At 59.1% G+C, this 13,302-nt stretch carries 10 protein-coding genes; 5 read left to right on the top strand and 5 right to left on the bottom strand.

The features are described from left to right. Nucleotides 1-8: 8 nt before the first annotated feature. Nucleotides 9-1,391, top strand: a complete 1,383-nt coding sequence (locus tag F3J41_RS14860; RefSeq protein ID WP_166711660.1) for an MFS transporter — start codon at nucleotides 9-11, stop codon at nucleotides 1,389-1,391. A 42-nt stretch (nucleotides 1,392-1,433) separates the two neighbouring features. Here the strand turns inward: F3J41_RS14860 and htpX are convergent, their stop codons facing one another. From htpX to F3J41_RS14840, 4 genes are all read right to left on the bottom strand, one after another. Further along, on the bottom strand, nucleotides 1,434-2,315 hold the full coding sequence (gene htpX / locus F3J41_RS14855; protein ID WP_021510018.1) for a protease HtpX: 882 nt from the start codon (nucleotides 2,313-2,315) through the stop codon (nucleotides 1,434-1,436). A gap of 210 nt (nucleotides 2,316-2,525) precedes the next feature. Further along, the gene (gene prc, locus F3J41_RS14850) at nucleotides 2,526-4,565 is read right to left on the bottom strand and encodes a carboxy terminal-processing peptidase (protein WP_166711658.1); all 2,040 of its coding nucleotides are present in this window, start codon (nucleotides 4,563-4,565) and stop codon (nucleotides 2,526-2,528) included. A gap of 20 nt (nucleotides 4,566-4,585) precedes the next feature. Continuing rightward, nucleotides 4,586-5,266, bottom strand: coding sequence for an RNA chaperone ProQ (gene proQ, locus F3J41_RS14845; RefSeq protein WP_010616374.1), 681 nt, complete (start codon nucleotides 5,264-5,266; stop codon nucleotides 4,586-4,588). Nucleotides 5,267-5,362: 96 nt separating this feature from the next. Next, the gene (locus F3J41_RS14840; RefSeq protein ID WP_058774590.1) at nucleotides 5,363-5,863 is read right to left on the bottom strand and encodes a GAF domain-containing protein; all 501 of its coding nucleotides are present in this window, start codon (nucleotides 5,861-5,863) and stop codon (nucleotides 5,363-5,365) included. A 218-nt stretch (nucleotides 5,864-6,081) separates the two neighbouring features. Here F3J41_RS14840 and yebS point away from each other — a divergent pair, with 218 nt between their 5' ends. The 3 genes from yebS (at nucleotide 6,082) to rsmF (ending at nucleotide 11,466) form a co-directional block, all read left to right on the top strand. After that, complete coding sequence (gene yebS, locus F3J41_RS14835; protein ID WP_166711656.1) at nucleotides 6,082-7,326, top strand: membrane integrity lipid transport subunit YebS; 1,245 nt, start codon at nucleotides 6,082-6,084, stop codon at nucleotides 7,324-7,326. Then, entirely contained in the window at nucleotides 7,295-9,928 is a 2,634-nt protein-coding gene (locus F3J41_RS14830; protein ID WP_058771299.1) for a PqiB family protein, read from the top strand. The genes yebS and F3J41_RS14830 overlap by 32 nt, the downstream gene beginning before the upstream one ends. Before the next feature lie 113 nt (nucleotides 9,929-10,041). Then, nucleotides 10,042-11,466, top strand: coding sequence for a 16S rRNA (cytosine(1407)-C(5))-methyltransferase RsmF (gene rsmF / locus F3J41_RS14825; RefSeq protein WP_166711683.1), 1,425 nt, complete (start codon nucleotides 10,042-10,044; stop codon nucleotides 11,464-11,466). A 6-nt stretch (nucleotides 11,467-11,472) separates the two neighbouring features. On the opposite strand, the gene F3J41_RS14820 is transcribed toward rsmF, so the two are convergent. After that, entirely contained in the window at nucleotides 11,473-12,120 is a 648-nt protein-coding gene (locus tag F3J41_RS14820; RefSeq protein ID WP_127834766.1) for a metallophosphoesterase, read from the bottom strand. A gap of 251 nt (nucleotides 12,121-12,371) precedes the next feature. On the opposite strand from F3J41_RS14820, the gene F3J41_RS14815 reads away from it, so the two are divergent. After that, nucleotides 12,372-13,103, top strand: coding sequence for a trans-aconitate 2-methyltransferase (locus F3J41_RS14815; protein ID WP_058774587.1), 732 nt, complete (start codon nucleotides 12,372-12,374; stop codon nucleotides 13,101-13,103). Nucleotides 13,104-13,302 lie beyond the last annotated feature (199 nt).

The following is a 13,302-nucleotide window of genomic DNA, read 5'->3' as shown; positions in this document are numbered from 1 at the left end:
CCCTGTTTATGTCTCCTACCGTGTCTCAGGATGGATTACCCGTTCCACAGCGCTACGGCGCAATAATTACCATTGCGCTTGGCATCATGATGGCAGTGCTGGACGGCGCGATTGCCAACGTGGCGCTGCCGACCATTGCGCGTGAGCTGAACGCCAGCCCGGCGGAATCGATCTGGATCGTCAACGCCTATCAAATCGCTATCGTGATTTCGCTGCTGTCGCTGTCGTTTCTTGGCGATATGTTCGGCTACCGGCGCGTCTATCAGGTCGGGCTGGTGCTGTTTGTATTCACCTCGCTGTTCTGCGCCCTTTCCTCTTCGCTGAATATGCTCACCGTGGCGCGCGTGCTGCAGGGCTTCGGCGGTGCGGCGCTGATGAGCGTCAACACTGCGCTAATCCGTATTATTTACCCGCAGCGCTTCCTGGGACGCGGCATGGCCATCAACTCGCTGATCGTGGCCGTCTCCAGCGCCGCCGGTCCCACGGTGGCGGCCGCGATTCTCTCCATCGCCAGCTGGAAATGGCTGTTCCTGATCAACGTGCCGCTCGGTGTGGTGGCGCTGTGGCTGGCGCTGCGCTTCCTGCCGGATAACACGCAGAAAGCGAAGCAGCAGAAATTTGATGTGCCGAGCGCCGTCATGAATGCGCTGTTTTTCGGCCTGCTGATTTCAGCGCTGACCGGCTTCGCGCAGGGAGAAAATGGCTGGCTGATTGCGGGTATGCTGCTGGCGCTGCTGCTGATCGGCGTGGTGTTTGTGCGGCGTCAGCTGGCGATGCCGGTGCCGCTGCTGCCGGTGGATTTGCTGCGCATTCCGGTGTTTTCGTTGTCGATCGGCACCTCGATCTGTTCGTTCTGTGCACAAATGCTGGCGATGGTGTCGCTGCCGTTTTTCCTGCAAAACGTACTGGGCCGGGATGAAGTCGCGACCGGCCTGCTGCTGACGCCGTGGCCGCTGGCTACCATGGTGATGGCACCGATTGCCGGCCGCCTGATCGAGAAGTTTCATGCCGGGCTGTTGGGTGGGCTGGGGCTGGCGCTGTTTGCCGCCGGGCTGTTTCTGCTGGCGCTGCTGCCTGCACAACCCACGGATGCCGATATTATCTGGCGCATGATGCTGTGCGGTGCCGGCTTCGGGCTGTTCCAGTCACCCAACAATCACACCATCATCTCGTCGGCTCCGCGCCAGCGCAGCGGTGGTGCCAGCGGTATGCTCGGCACCGCGCGACTGGTCGGGCAAAGCACCGGCGCCGCGCTGGTGGCGCTGATGTTTAACCTGTTCAACGACAGCGGCACGCATGCCTCGCTGCTGCTGGCCGGGACCTTTGCCAGCGTGGCGGCGATCGTCAGTATGCTGCGCATGACGCAAAGCCGTCAGCCGGCAGAGTCATAAAAAAAGGGCGCCCACAGGCGCCCTGTTCATTTTCTATATGGCTTACTTAAGGTAGGCACCGCTGCGCAGCGCTTCGATACGCTTGTCGAGCGGCGGGTGCGACATAAACAGCTCGCTCAGCGACTTACCTTTACCGTTAATACAGAACGCCATCATGCTGCTGGGTTCCTGCGGTTCGTAGCTGGTTTTCAGGCGCTGCAGCGCGGCAATCATCTTTTCACGCCCCACCAGCTTCGCAGAGCCGGCGTCGGCGTGGAATTCGCGATGGCGCGAGAACCACATGGTGATGATGCTGGCGAGAATACCAAACACCAGTTCCAGCACTGTCGCCACGGCAAAATAGACCAGCGGATTGCCGTTGCTGCTCTCTTCACCGTCGCGGTTGCCGGACAGGAAGCCAGACGCCACCTGCGCAATGATACGCGAAATGAAGATCACGAAGGTGTTCACGATACCCTGAATCAGTGTCATGGTGACCATGTCACCGTTCGCGATGTGGGCGATCTCGTGCGCCAGCACCGCCTCCGCTTCATCGCGGCTCATGTTCTGCAGCAAACCGGTGGAGACCGCTACCAGCGAGGCGTCACGGCGTGCGCCGGTGGCAAAGGCGTTGATATCGGGCGCGTGGTAAATCGCCACCTGCGGCATCGCAATGCCGACCTGCTGAGCCTGGCGGCCGACGGTTTCCATCAGCCAGCGTTCCGTCTCGTTACGGGGTTGTTCAATCACTTCACCGCCGACCGAGCGTAACGCCATCCATTTGGACATCAGCAGTGAAACAAACGCACCGCCAAAGCCAAACAGACCTGCCATAATCATCAGACCCTGAACACTGCTTGACTGGATTCCTGTCAGACTCAGAATCAGTCCGAATACCAACATCACCGCCAGGTTGGTGACCAGGAAAAGCGCAATACGCATCATAAACGTTAATCTTCCTCAGTTGTGCTCGCGCTCATGCGCGGATATACATCCTATGTCCATTGTGGCGCTTTTCAAGCGACCTTAATCTTTAAGTGCCTAAAAAGACATAACTTTACATTTGGTAATGGTAGCGGCTGCAGCCTGCCGGGCGGCGAGTTGCAGGCAAAAAAAAGCACCGCCGCAGCGGTGCTGTGATTTCAGGCCGAAGGGTTACTTCGCTGCCGCCGGCGCTGGCTGGTCTTTTTCCAGCTGGGCCAAATCGTTAGCGATTTTCACCGTTTCATCCAGATATGGATCCGGCTCTTTGTAGTCTTTCGGCAGATCGTCCAGGCTCTTCAGCGGCGCTTTGCCTTCCGCCTGGTAGCGCGCATTGATACGTTCCAGACGCAGCGCATCTTCTTCGTGGTTCTCTTTCTCGCGCTGGGCCAGATTGAGCGACACGATGTTACGCTTATCCTTCATCGCGTTGAAACGCGCGATGTCTTTCATGATGTACTGGAACTCGCGATCTTTGGCGATGCGATCGGCGTGCTCTTTGGTCAGCTGCGGCACCAGCGGCGTGATATCGCCGGTTTTGGTGTAGGTCGCCGCGTTGATGCTGTCCCACGGCAGCGCGTTATCCTCAAACTTCTCGCCGGTCTCTGCTGCTTCCACACCGGTCGGCATCAGCAGGTCTGGCGTGACGCCTTTCCGCTGAGTACTGCCGCCGTTGATGCGGTAGAACTTCTGAATGGTGTACTGGACTGAGCCCAGCGCTGGCCATTCCGGACGCAGCATCTGATCGTAGATGCGGTTGAGTGAGCGATACTGCTGCACCGTGCCCTTACCGAAGGTCGGTTCGCCGACAATCAGCGCGCGGCCGTAATCCTGCATCGCCGCGGCAAAGATTTCCGACGCCGAGGCGCTGAAGCGATCGACCAGCACCACCAGCGGACCTTTGTAGTAAACGATGCCGTCGTTGTCGCTGTCCTCACGCACGCGACCATTATTATCACGCACCTGCACCACCGGGCCACTCGGAATAAACAGGCCGGAGAGCGATACCGCTTCGGTCAGCGCGCCGCCGCCGTTGGTACGCAGATCGATGACGATGCTGTCGACGTTCTGCTTCTGCAGTTTCTGCAGCTGCACTTTCACATCATCGGTCAGGCCAACATAGAAGCCCGGGATATCCAGCACGCCGACTTTCTCTTTGCCGACGTTGTGCACGGTGCCCTTCACCGCGCGATCTTCCAGACGGATTTTCTCACGCGTCAGCGTCACGGTACGGATTTTGGTGCCCTTGCCGGCTGGCAGGATCTCGAGGCGCACTTTGCTGCCCTTCGGCCCTTTGATTTTGGACACCACGTCGTCCAGACGCCAGCCAATCACATCTTCCATGGGCTTGCCCGGCTGGCCGACGCCCACAATGCGGTCGCCCACGCTGATGGATTTGCTCTTGGCCGCCGGACCACCGGCCACCATCGAGTTGATCACCGTGTAATCATCATCCATCTGCAGCACGGCACCGATACCTTCCAGCGACAGGCTCATTTCGGTATTGAACTGCTCGGTGTTGCGCGGTGACAGATAGTTAGTATGCGGGTCGATTTCATGCGCGAACGCGGTCATCGCCAGCTGGAACACATCTTCGCTGTTGCTTTGTGCCAGACGACGGATGGCAAAGTTGTAACGCTTGGTCAGCGTCTCGCGAATCTCTTTGTCATCTTTCCCGGCCAGCTTCAGGCTCAGCTCGTCATACTTCACCTTGGCATCCCACAGCGCGTTTAGCTCATCTGTGCTTTTCGGCCACGGTGCTTTGGCACGATCGATATCGATGGTGTCATTGCCGGTGAAGTTCATCGGGCGGTTCAGCACGCTGAGCGCATACTGATAGCGCTCGAAGCGGCGCTTCTGCGCCAGATTATAGAGATCGTAAAACACATCCAGCTTGCCGCTGCGCAGCTCATCACCGAGCGTGGTTTTTTTGTCGGCGAATTGTGCCACGTCCGACGCCAGCAGCACGTTATGGCTGTAATCGAGCAGATTCAGGTAGCGGTCAAAAATTTTCGCCGAAAAATCCTGATTCAGATCGAACTGACGATAGTGGGAGCGGGTGAAACGCGAAGTGACGCGTTCACTGACGGTAGGATGCTGTGCTTCTTCGTGTAACTGGGGAATCTGGTCGGCGCGGGTAATGTTGTCCGCGCCAAAGGTGGGGCCTGCCAGCAGCAGGCCCGCGATCATACCGATCTTAAAAATGCTGTTCATGCCAGGGTCGGGCCTCCGTTTCAGAACTGCAAGTGTTCTGCGCGCACAATCATTGCCAGGCCGGAAGCGAGCTGGACCCGGACGCCATCTTTGGTAATCTCCAGGATGGTAGCGTCCATTGCACTTTTGCCTGCTTTGACTTTGATGTTTTGACCCGCTTGCAACGTTGAAGTGTCAGTGACGGGTTTTGCCCGCGGTGGACGCGGAGCAGCCTGACGCTCACCGGCCGCAGCACGCGGTGCCTGTGGACGTGGCTTACGCGGTGCGTCGCCCTCCGCCGCTTTACGCGCAGCAGGCTTGCGCGGACGACGCTCAGCGGTCTCTTCCCCGGCTTCACGTTTTTTCGCTTTTTGCTGCTCGCGCTGCGCCTGCACGCGCGCTTTGGCTTCTTCCAGCTGCTTGCGCGCGTGTTCTACGTGCTGCTCATCCAGCACGCCACAGGCGTTGCCGTCGAGATCGACACGGGTGGCACCGGCTTTAATGCCGTAAAGATAACGCCAGCTTGAGGTATAAAGGCGTAAGGCCGAACGCAGTTGCGTCTTGCTCAGGCTGTTTTCGCCCTGAACGCGCTCCACCAGATCCTGAAAGATACCGATTTTGAGCGGACGCGCTTCACCTTCGGCGCTAAAGCAGTGCGGAAAACGCTGCGCCAGAAAGGCGATGACTTCTTTACTGCTGTTCAACTTAGGTTGATTTTCCATGAAATTTCCTGATTACAACGGGTTTGCCGACCAGAGCAGGCATGAACAGGCGACATTATAATGACAACATCGCCAAATGCTATGTGATCCAGTCGATTAGCTGCGCGTCAGCTGAAGAAATTTTTCAATGTCGCTGTTCGCCAGCACTGCACAAAGCCCGTCGGTAAGGGCTACCAGCCCCGCTTCATCCTCGCTATCGAAGCGAGAATAAACCGTACTGTCGATGTCGAGAACACCGACCATCGTGCCATTCACTTTCAGAGGAATCACGATTTCCGCGTTGCTGGCGGCGTCGCAGGCAATGTGCCCCGGGAAAGCGTGTACGTCTTCAACCCGCTGCACGCTATCCTCCGCAACCGCGGTGCCACATACTCCTTTACCCACCGGAATGCGTACGCAGGCGATTTTGCCCTGGAACGGCCCCAGTACCAGCGTCTCCGGCTCGGTCAGCAGATAGAAGCCTGCCCAGTTAACCCCTTCCAGGCGTTCAAACAGCAGCGCACTGCAGTTGCCCAGCGCCGCCAGGAAAGAAGTTTCGCCCGCTAACAGTGCGCGGACATCGCGATTTAAATCCTCGTAAAAGGCTTTTTTGTTCATTGTTTAACCATAACTCATCACTGGCGTGACCTTGTTGTCACTCAGTTGTTAAAATAAGCACTAATAATCCAACCCCACAAGGTGAATCATTGTGTTAGTTACTATACCCTTAGCACGCTATGCTTGAGACTATTCTCGTACCATAGATTGATGCAGACAGACGTGCTCTGCTCCGCATGCCGGTAACTGTAACGAACAATGGGCCCCTTGCGTCATTTATGAAAATTCACGCCATCAGCCAGACGTTGCCCCACGCACGTTATCAGCGTTGCCCGCAATGCGATACCCTTTTTTCCTTACCGGATGTGAAATCGCATCAGTCGGCTTATTGCCCGCGCTGTCATGCCCGTATTCAGAACGGTCGCGACTGGTCAATGACGCGGCTCACCGCCATGGCCGTCACGATGATCGTACTGATGCCGTTCGCCTTCAGCCTGCCGCTGGTGGATATCCGCCTGCTTGGCATGCGCATCAACGCCAGCCTGCTGGAGGGCGTGCTGCAGATGGCGCAACAGGGCAACGTGCTGACAGCCGCCATGGTGGCGTTTTGCACGATTGGCGCGCCGGTGACGCTGGTGGCCGGCATCTGCTATTTGTGGATTGGCCACGCGCTCGGCATGAACCTGCGCCCGGTCCTGCTGATGCTGGAGAAGCTCAAAGAGTGGGTCATGCTGGATATCTATCTGGTCGGCGTGGCGGTGGCATCGATTAAGGTGCAGGATTATGCCGCGCTGGAGGTCGGCTACGGGCTGGTCGCCTATCTCGCGCTGACCATTATGAGCCTGCTGACGCTGATTCATCTCAACGTGGAGGAGCTGTGGGAACATTATTACCCGCAGTCGGTGCCGCACGAACCGCCCGAGCGGTGGCAGGTTTGCCTGAACTGCCACCATACCGGTATGCCCGATGAACGCGGACGCTGCACGCGCTGCCATACGCCGCTCGATTTTCGCCGCCGCCACAGCCTGCAAAAATCCTGGGCGGCGCTGATCGCCTCGATTGTGCTGCTGATCCCGGCTAACCTGCTGCCGATTTCGGTGGTGTACGTCAACGGTGCGCGGCGCGAAGACACCATTTTCTCCGGTATTCTTGGCCTCGCCTCCGGTAACGTGCCGGTGGCCGCGGTGGTGTTTATCGCCAGTATTCTGGTGCCGTTTACCAAGGTGATAGTGATGCTGACGCTGTTGCTCAGCATCCATTTTAAGTGTGAACAGGGTTTGAAAACTCGCATCCGTCTGCTACGCGCCGTCACCTGGGTGGGCCGCTGGTCGATGCTGGATCTGTTCGTCATTGCTTTAACCATGTCGCTGGTCAATCGTGATCAGCTGCTGGCTTTTACCATGGGACCTGCCGCCTTCTACTTTGGCGCGGCAGTCATCCTGACCATTATGGCCGTTGAGTGGCTCGATAGCCGCCTGATCTGGGATGCACATGCAACAGGAAACGCCGACTACACCGACTAGCGCTAATCTGCGTAATAAACGCAAGATTTCGCCGTTCTGGCTTTTGCCCATTATCGCCCTGCTGATTGCCGGCTGGCTGTTATGGACCAATTATCAGGAGCGCGGCACCACCATCACCATCAACTTCCAGACCGCGGACGGCATCGTGCCGGGCCGCACGCCGATTCGCTATCAGGGCGTGGAAGTGGGCACCGTGCAGGGCATTGTGCTGAGCGATGACTACCGCAGCATTCAGATCAAAGCCAGCATCAAGAGCGACATGCGCGATGCGCTACGGGAGAACACCCAGTTCTGGCTGGTGACGCCAAAAGCCTCGCTTGCGGGCGTCTCCGGGCTGGATGCGCTGGTGGGCGGTAACTACATCGGCATGATGCCCGGCGACGGCAAAGAGCGCGACCACTTTACCGCGCTGGATACCCAGCCGAAATACCGGGTAAACACTGGCGAACTGCTGATTCACCTGCACGCGCCCGATCTCGGCTCGCTCAACACCGGTTCGCTGGTCTATTACCGTAAAATTCCGGTCGGCCGCGTCTATGATTACAGCATCAACGGTAATACCGATGGCGTGACCATCGACGTGCTGATTGAGCGGCGCTTCACCAACCTGGTGAAAAAACAGAGCCGCTTCTGGAATGTGTCGGGCGTTGACGCCGATGTCAGCCTGAGCGGTGCCAAAGTGAAGCTGGAGAGCCTGGCCGCGCTGGTGAATGGCGCGATTGCCTTTGACTCGCCGGACAGCGGCGAACAGGCCAACAGCGATCAAAACTATCAGCTCTATTCGGATCTGGCGCACAGCCAGCGCGGCGTGCTGATTTCGCTCGATCTGCCCAACGGTGACAACCTGAAAGCCGACAGCACACCGCTGATGTATCAGGGGCTGGAAGTGGGCACCCTGACCAAACTGACGCTGCTGCCGGGCGGTAAAGTGTCCGGCGAGCTGACGATCGATCCCTCCGTCACCGGCCTGATGCGCAGCGGCACGCGGATTGAGATGCGCGCGCCGAAACTCAGCCTGACCGACACCAGCCTGAGCAGCCTGCTGACCGGCAATACGCTGGAACTGGTCCCGGGCGAAGGTGAGCCGCAGGATCACTTCAGCGTGCTGCCGGCCAGCGAAACGCTGTTGCAGAAGCCGGATGTGCTCACCGTTCAGCTCAGCGCGCCGGAAACCTACGGTATCGACGCCGGGCAGCCGGTGATGCTGTATGGCGTGAAGATCGGCCAGGTAATTTCGCGCCGGCTGGATGAAAACGGCATCAGCTTTGTGGCAGCCATCAATCCGGAGCACCGCCAGCTGGTGCACGCCGACAGCAAGTTCATCGTTAACAGCCGTCTCGACGTTAAATTTGGCCTCGACGGCATGCAGGTGCTGGGTGCCAGCGCGCGCGAATGGGTCGACGGCGGTATCCGGCTGGTGCCGGGTGCGAAAGGTCAGCCGTCCAGCCGCTATCCGCTGTACGCCGACTCCGAGCGCGCGGCGGAAGGCATTACCGGCGATCAGCCGCCGACCACGCTCAAACTGACCGCCAACAGCCTGCCGGATGTGCAGGCCGGCTCGGTGGTGCTGTACCGCAAGTTCCAGGTCGGTGAAGTGGTGGATGTGGTGCCGCGCGCCGATGCGTTTGAGATTTCGGTCCATATTCAGCCGCAGTATCGCAAGCTGCTGACCAGCGAGAGCGTGTTCTGGGCCGAAGGCGGCGCCAAAGTCCAGCTCAACGGCAGCGGTCTGACCGTGCAGGCTTCGCCGCTGAACCGCGCGCTGAAAGGCGCAATCAGCTTTGATAACCTAACGGGCGCGCAGGCAGCGAAAGGCGTTAAGCGCGTGCTCTATCCGTCAGAGACCGCCGCGCGTGCAGTCGGCAGCCAGATTACCCTGCACACCTTTGATGCCAGCAAACTGTCGGCCGGCATGCCAATCCGCTACCTCGGCATCAACGTCGGTCAGGTGGAGTCATTGGCGCTGAGCCAGGATAACAACCAGGTGGTGGCGAAAGCGGTGCTCTATCCGGAGTATGTGCAGGACTTCGCGCGCATCGGCAGCCGCTTCTCTGTCGTCTCGCCGGAGATTTCGCCCGCCGGCGTTAATCACCTGGAAACGCTGCTGCAGCCGTATGTGAACGTGGACCCGGGCAAAGGCGCGCTGGCGCGCAGCTTTGAGCTGCAGGAGAGCACCATTACCGACTCGCGTTACCTCAACGGCCTGAACATCTATGTGGATACCACCGAAGCCGGTTCGCTGTCGATTGGCACGCCGGTGCTGTTCCGCGGTGTAGAAGTTGGCACGGTCACCGGCACTTCGCTGGGTAACATGGCCGACCGCGTGCAAATCGCGCTGCGCATCAGCAAAAAGTATCAGCATCTGGTGCGTAACAACTCGGTGTTCTGGCTGGCTTCCGGTTATAACCTCGACTTTGGCCTGATTGGCGGCGTGGTGAAAACCGGCACCTTCCAGCAGTTCATTCGCGGCGGCATCCAGTTTGCCACACCACCGACGGTGCCGCTGGCGCCACAGGCCGGTGCCGACAAGCACTTCCTGCTGCAGGATGAAGCGCCAAAAGAGTGGCGCAACTGGGGCACGGCGATTCCGTCGCCAAACTAAGACAACGGGCAGCCTGCGGGCTGCCCGACTTATTTGCGCCAGGGATATTGCGCACGGCTGTACCTGAGCCGGGCTCGGCGTTACACTTCGCCCTCACTTTGTTAGTCCGGTAGATATCCGTGTCCGATCGTTTTCCTGAAGATTTTCTCGCGCTGATGCGCGCCAGCCTGGCCGACGAGGCCGAACTCAAACGCTTTCTCGCCATCAGTCAGCAGCCGCTGCGCCGCAGTCTGCGCGTCAATACGCTGAAAATCAGCGTGGAGGATTTTCTCACGCGTGTGGCGGGCTACGGCTGGCAGCTGACGCCGATTCCGTGGTGTCGGGAAGGCTTCTGGATTGCGCGTGATGACGAATCGCTGCCGCTCGGCAGCGTCGCGGAACACCTCAGCGGTCTGTTCTATATTCAGGAAGCCAGCTCAATGCTGCCGGTCAGCGCGCTGTTTGACGCCGCGCCGGATGCCCGCCAAGTGATGGACGTGGCCGCTGCGCCGGGCTCTAAAACCACGCAGATGGCCGCACTGATGCGCAATCAGGGCGCGATCCTCGCCAATGAATACTCCGCCAGCCGGGTGAAAGTGCTGCATGCCAATATCAGCCGCTGCGGCGTCAGCAATGTGGCGCTGACCCATTTTGACGGGCGCGTCTTTGGTGCCGCGCTGCCGGAACAGTTCGATGCCATACTGCTGGATGCGCCCTGCTCCGGCGAAGGCGTGGTACGGAAAGATGCTGACGCGCTGCGCAACTGGACGCTGGCCAGCACCGAGGCCATCGCCGCCACCCAGCGCGATTTACTCGACAGCGCTTTTCACGCGCTGCAACCGGGCGGCACGCTGATTTACTCGACCTGTACGCTCAATACCATCGAAAACCAGCAGGTGATTGCCTGGCTGCAGCAGCGCTATCCGCAGGCGCTGGAAATTGTGCCGCTCAACGATTTGTTCGCTGGCGCCGAACGCGCGCTGACGCCGGAAGGCTTCCTGCACGTGTTTCCGCATATCTTCGACAGCGAAGGCTTTTTCGTCGCGCGGCTGCGCAAAACTGCCAGCGTGCCGCCATTGCCAGCGCCGACCTACAAACTCGGCAAGCTGCCCTTCTCGCCCGCCAGCCGCAAGCTGGTGGCGGAGGTGGCGCAGGCCGCGCACAAGGTGGGACTGCACTGGGATGAGAGCCTGACACTGTGGCAGCGCGACAAAGAGCTGTGGCTGTTCCCGGCGGCGCTGGAGAGCTGGCTCAGCAAAGTGCGTTTCTCGCGTATCGGTCTCAAACTGGCAGAAACCTTCCCGAAAGGTTTTCGCTGGCAGCATGAAGCGGTGGTGGCGCTGGCGCAACCGGACAGCGCGCTGGCGTTCGAACTGGACGAAGCGCAGGCGGAAAGCTGGTATCGCGGTCAGGATATTCATCCCGACACGCCGCCCGTGCGCGATGAGGTGATTGTCACTTACCAGCAGCAGCCGCTGGGCCTGGCGAAACGCGTCGGAAGCCGCATCAAAAACAGCTATCCGCGTGAACTGGTGCGCGACGGCCGGCTGTTCCGTTAACAACCATTACTGCAATTGCACCAGCGTCAGCCGGTTGCCAAATACCGCGCCGGTATCAATGTAATGCTGATTCGCGGCGTTAAGCGGCTGCTCCAGCGGCGTATGGCCAAAGTAGAACGCACTGGCGCCGGCGATCGGCTGCGAGCGGCCGCGCTGATGGCGAGCGAGCCGGTCGCGGCTCCAGACGACCTGATGCCAGTCGACATCCTGTCCCAGTGCATAGGCACTGGCAGGATAGTCGGCATGAGCAATGACGATGACGCGCTCCTCGAATTGCAGATGTAATATCAGCGGCAGTTCGGCACAGCGCTTCAGCGCATGACGCGCGGCAATCAGCCGCGCACCGCTCAGCTGCCAGAACCAGTCCCCGCCGTTCATCATCCACAGCATCGGATCGTCGCCCTGCAGCGCATCGAGCGCCATCTGCTCGTGATTACCGCGCACGCAGCGGAACCACGGCTCTTCCAGCAGTTGCAGACAGCCGAGGCTGTCCGGCCCGCGGTCGATTAAATCCCCGACCGATAGCAGCAGATCCTGTTGCCGATCAAAGCCCTGCCGCAGCAGCTGCGCATCAAGCTGCGCGCGGCAGCCGTGCAAATCACCGACCACCCAAATATTGCGCCAGTTATTTGCACGCAGCGTCTGATAAAACATGTAATCTGCCCCGGTTGACTGGAAGTTTAGTAAACCCGGCATAAAGTATAGTCCGGTGAGGGGTAGCCGCGGAGGCATCAGCGTGAGCAGTCGGAAACAGTTTGTTGGCATCCTCGTGATGATTTTTATTGGCAGCCTGCTGCTGCTGGAGTCGCTCGCGCGCCTGGTGCATCTGCTTTTTGTTGGCTGAGCGGTGTTTCATACCGCGCTAAACGCTTACACTCCTTTGCGTCTTATTGAAAGGAGTCGCCATGAGTCAGAATATCTACGATAACCCCGATTTTTTTGCTGGCTACGCCACCCTGCCGCGTTCGGTCAACGGACTGGACGGCGCGCCCGAGTGGCCCGCGCTGCGGGCAATGCTGCCTGAACTGCGTGACCAGCGCGTGCTGGATTTGGGCTGCGGCTACGGCTGGTTTTGTCGTTATGCGCAGCAGCAAGGCGCGCGTGAAGTGCTGGGGCTGGATGTGTCAGAAAAAATGCTGGCGCAGGCCGCTGCCATGACCGATCGGCCAGGCATCACTTACCAGCGCGCTGACCTCGAAACCCTGCAGCTCAGCAGCACTTTTGATGTGGTGTACAGTTCGCTGGCGCTACACTATCTCAGCCATATCGACGCCCTGTTTGCCACGATTTTTCATGCGTTACGTCCCGGCGGCGCGCTGGTGTTTTCATGCGAGCATCCGATTTATACCGCTCCGCGTCAGCAGGAGTGGTTCATCGATGATGCCGGGCAGCGCAGCTGGCCAGTCAATCAGTATCAGCAGGAAGGGGAACGGATCAGCAACTGGTTTGCCGCCGGCGTGAAGAAGCAGCACCGCAAGCTGGCAACCTGGATTAACGCGCTGATTGCCGCCGGTCTGGTGATTGAACGGCTGGATGAGTGGGGTCCGGATGTACAGCAGGTAGCGGAGAATCCGGCGCTGGATGAGGAGCGCGAGCGTCCGATGCTGTTTTTGCTGGCGGCGCGCAGGCCGCTGTAAGGTTTTCAGCAGTGGCTGCATCCTGCAGCCCTGTGAAAATTCCCCCCGGCGCTTATCTCCGGCACTCAATCAAGGTGTTAGCTCTGTAAGGGACGGCACCTACTGTAACGCTTAAGATTATTCCGAACAAGTTAAATGATATTAACTATCATTCTCAACTATTGATCTGGCGCGCTGTTAATGCCCGTTGCGTTTGTGT

The sequence above is a fragment of the Pantoea sp. Ap-870 genome, assembly GCF_011752515.1.
GTDB lineage: Bacteria > Pseudomonadota > Gammaproteobacteria > Enterobacterales > Enterobacteriaceae > Pantoea > Pantoea dispersa.
Note: the sequence above shows the minus strand (reverse complement) of the source record. Positions and strands in the feature narration are given on the sequence as shown.

Coding starts and splice junctions, on each gene's coding strand:
- F3J41_RS14860 (WP_166711660.1), top strand. CDS start 9: ATGTCTCCTACCGTGTCTCAGGATGGATTACCCGTTCCACAGCGCTAC.
- htpX (WP_021510018.1), bottom strand. CDS start 2,315: ATGATGCGTATTGCGCTTTTCCTGGTCACCAACCTGGCGGTGATGTTG.
- prc (WP_166711658.1), bottom strand. CDS start 4,565: ATGAACAGCATTTTTAAGATCGGTATGATCGCGGGCCTGCTGCTGGCA.
- proQ (WP_010616374.1), bottom strand. CDS start 5,266: ATGGAAAATCAACCTAAGTTGAACAGCAGTAAAGAAGTCATCGCCTTT.
- F3J41_RS14840 (WP_058774590.1), bottom strand. CDS start 5,863: ATGAACAAAAAAGCCTTTTACGAGGATTTAAATCGCGATGTCCGCGCA.
- yebS (WP_166711656.1), top strand. CDS start 6,082: ATGAAAATTCACGCCATCAGCCAGACGTTGCCCCACGCACGTTATCAG.
- F3J41_RS14830 (WP_058771299.1), top strand. CDS start 7,295: ATGCAACAGGAAACGCCGACTACACCGACTAGCGCTAATCTGCGTAAT.
- F3J41_RS14820 (WP_127834766.1), bottom strand. CDS start 12,120: ATGTTTTATCAGACGCTGCGTGCAAATAACTGGCGCAATATTTGGGTG.
- F3J41_RS14815 (WP_058774587.1), top strand. CDS start 12,372: ATGAGTCAGAATATCTACGATAACCCCGATTTTTTTGCTGGCTACGCC.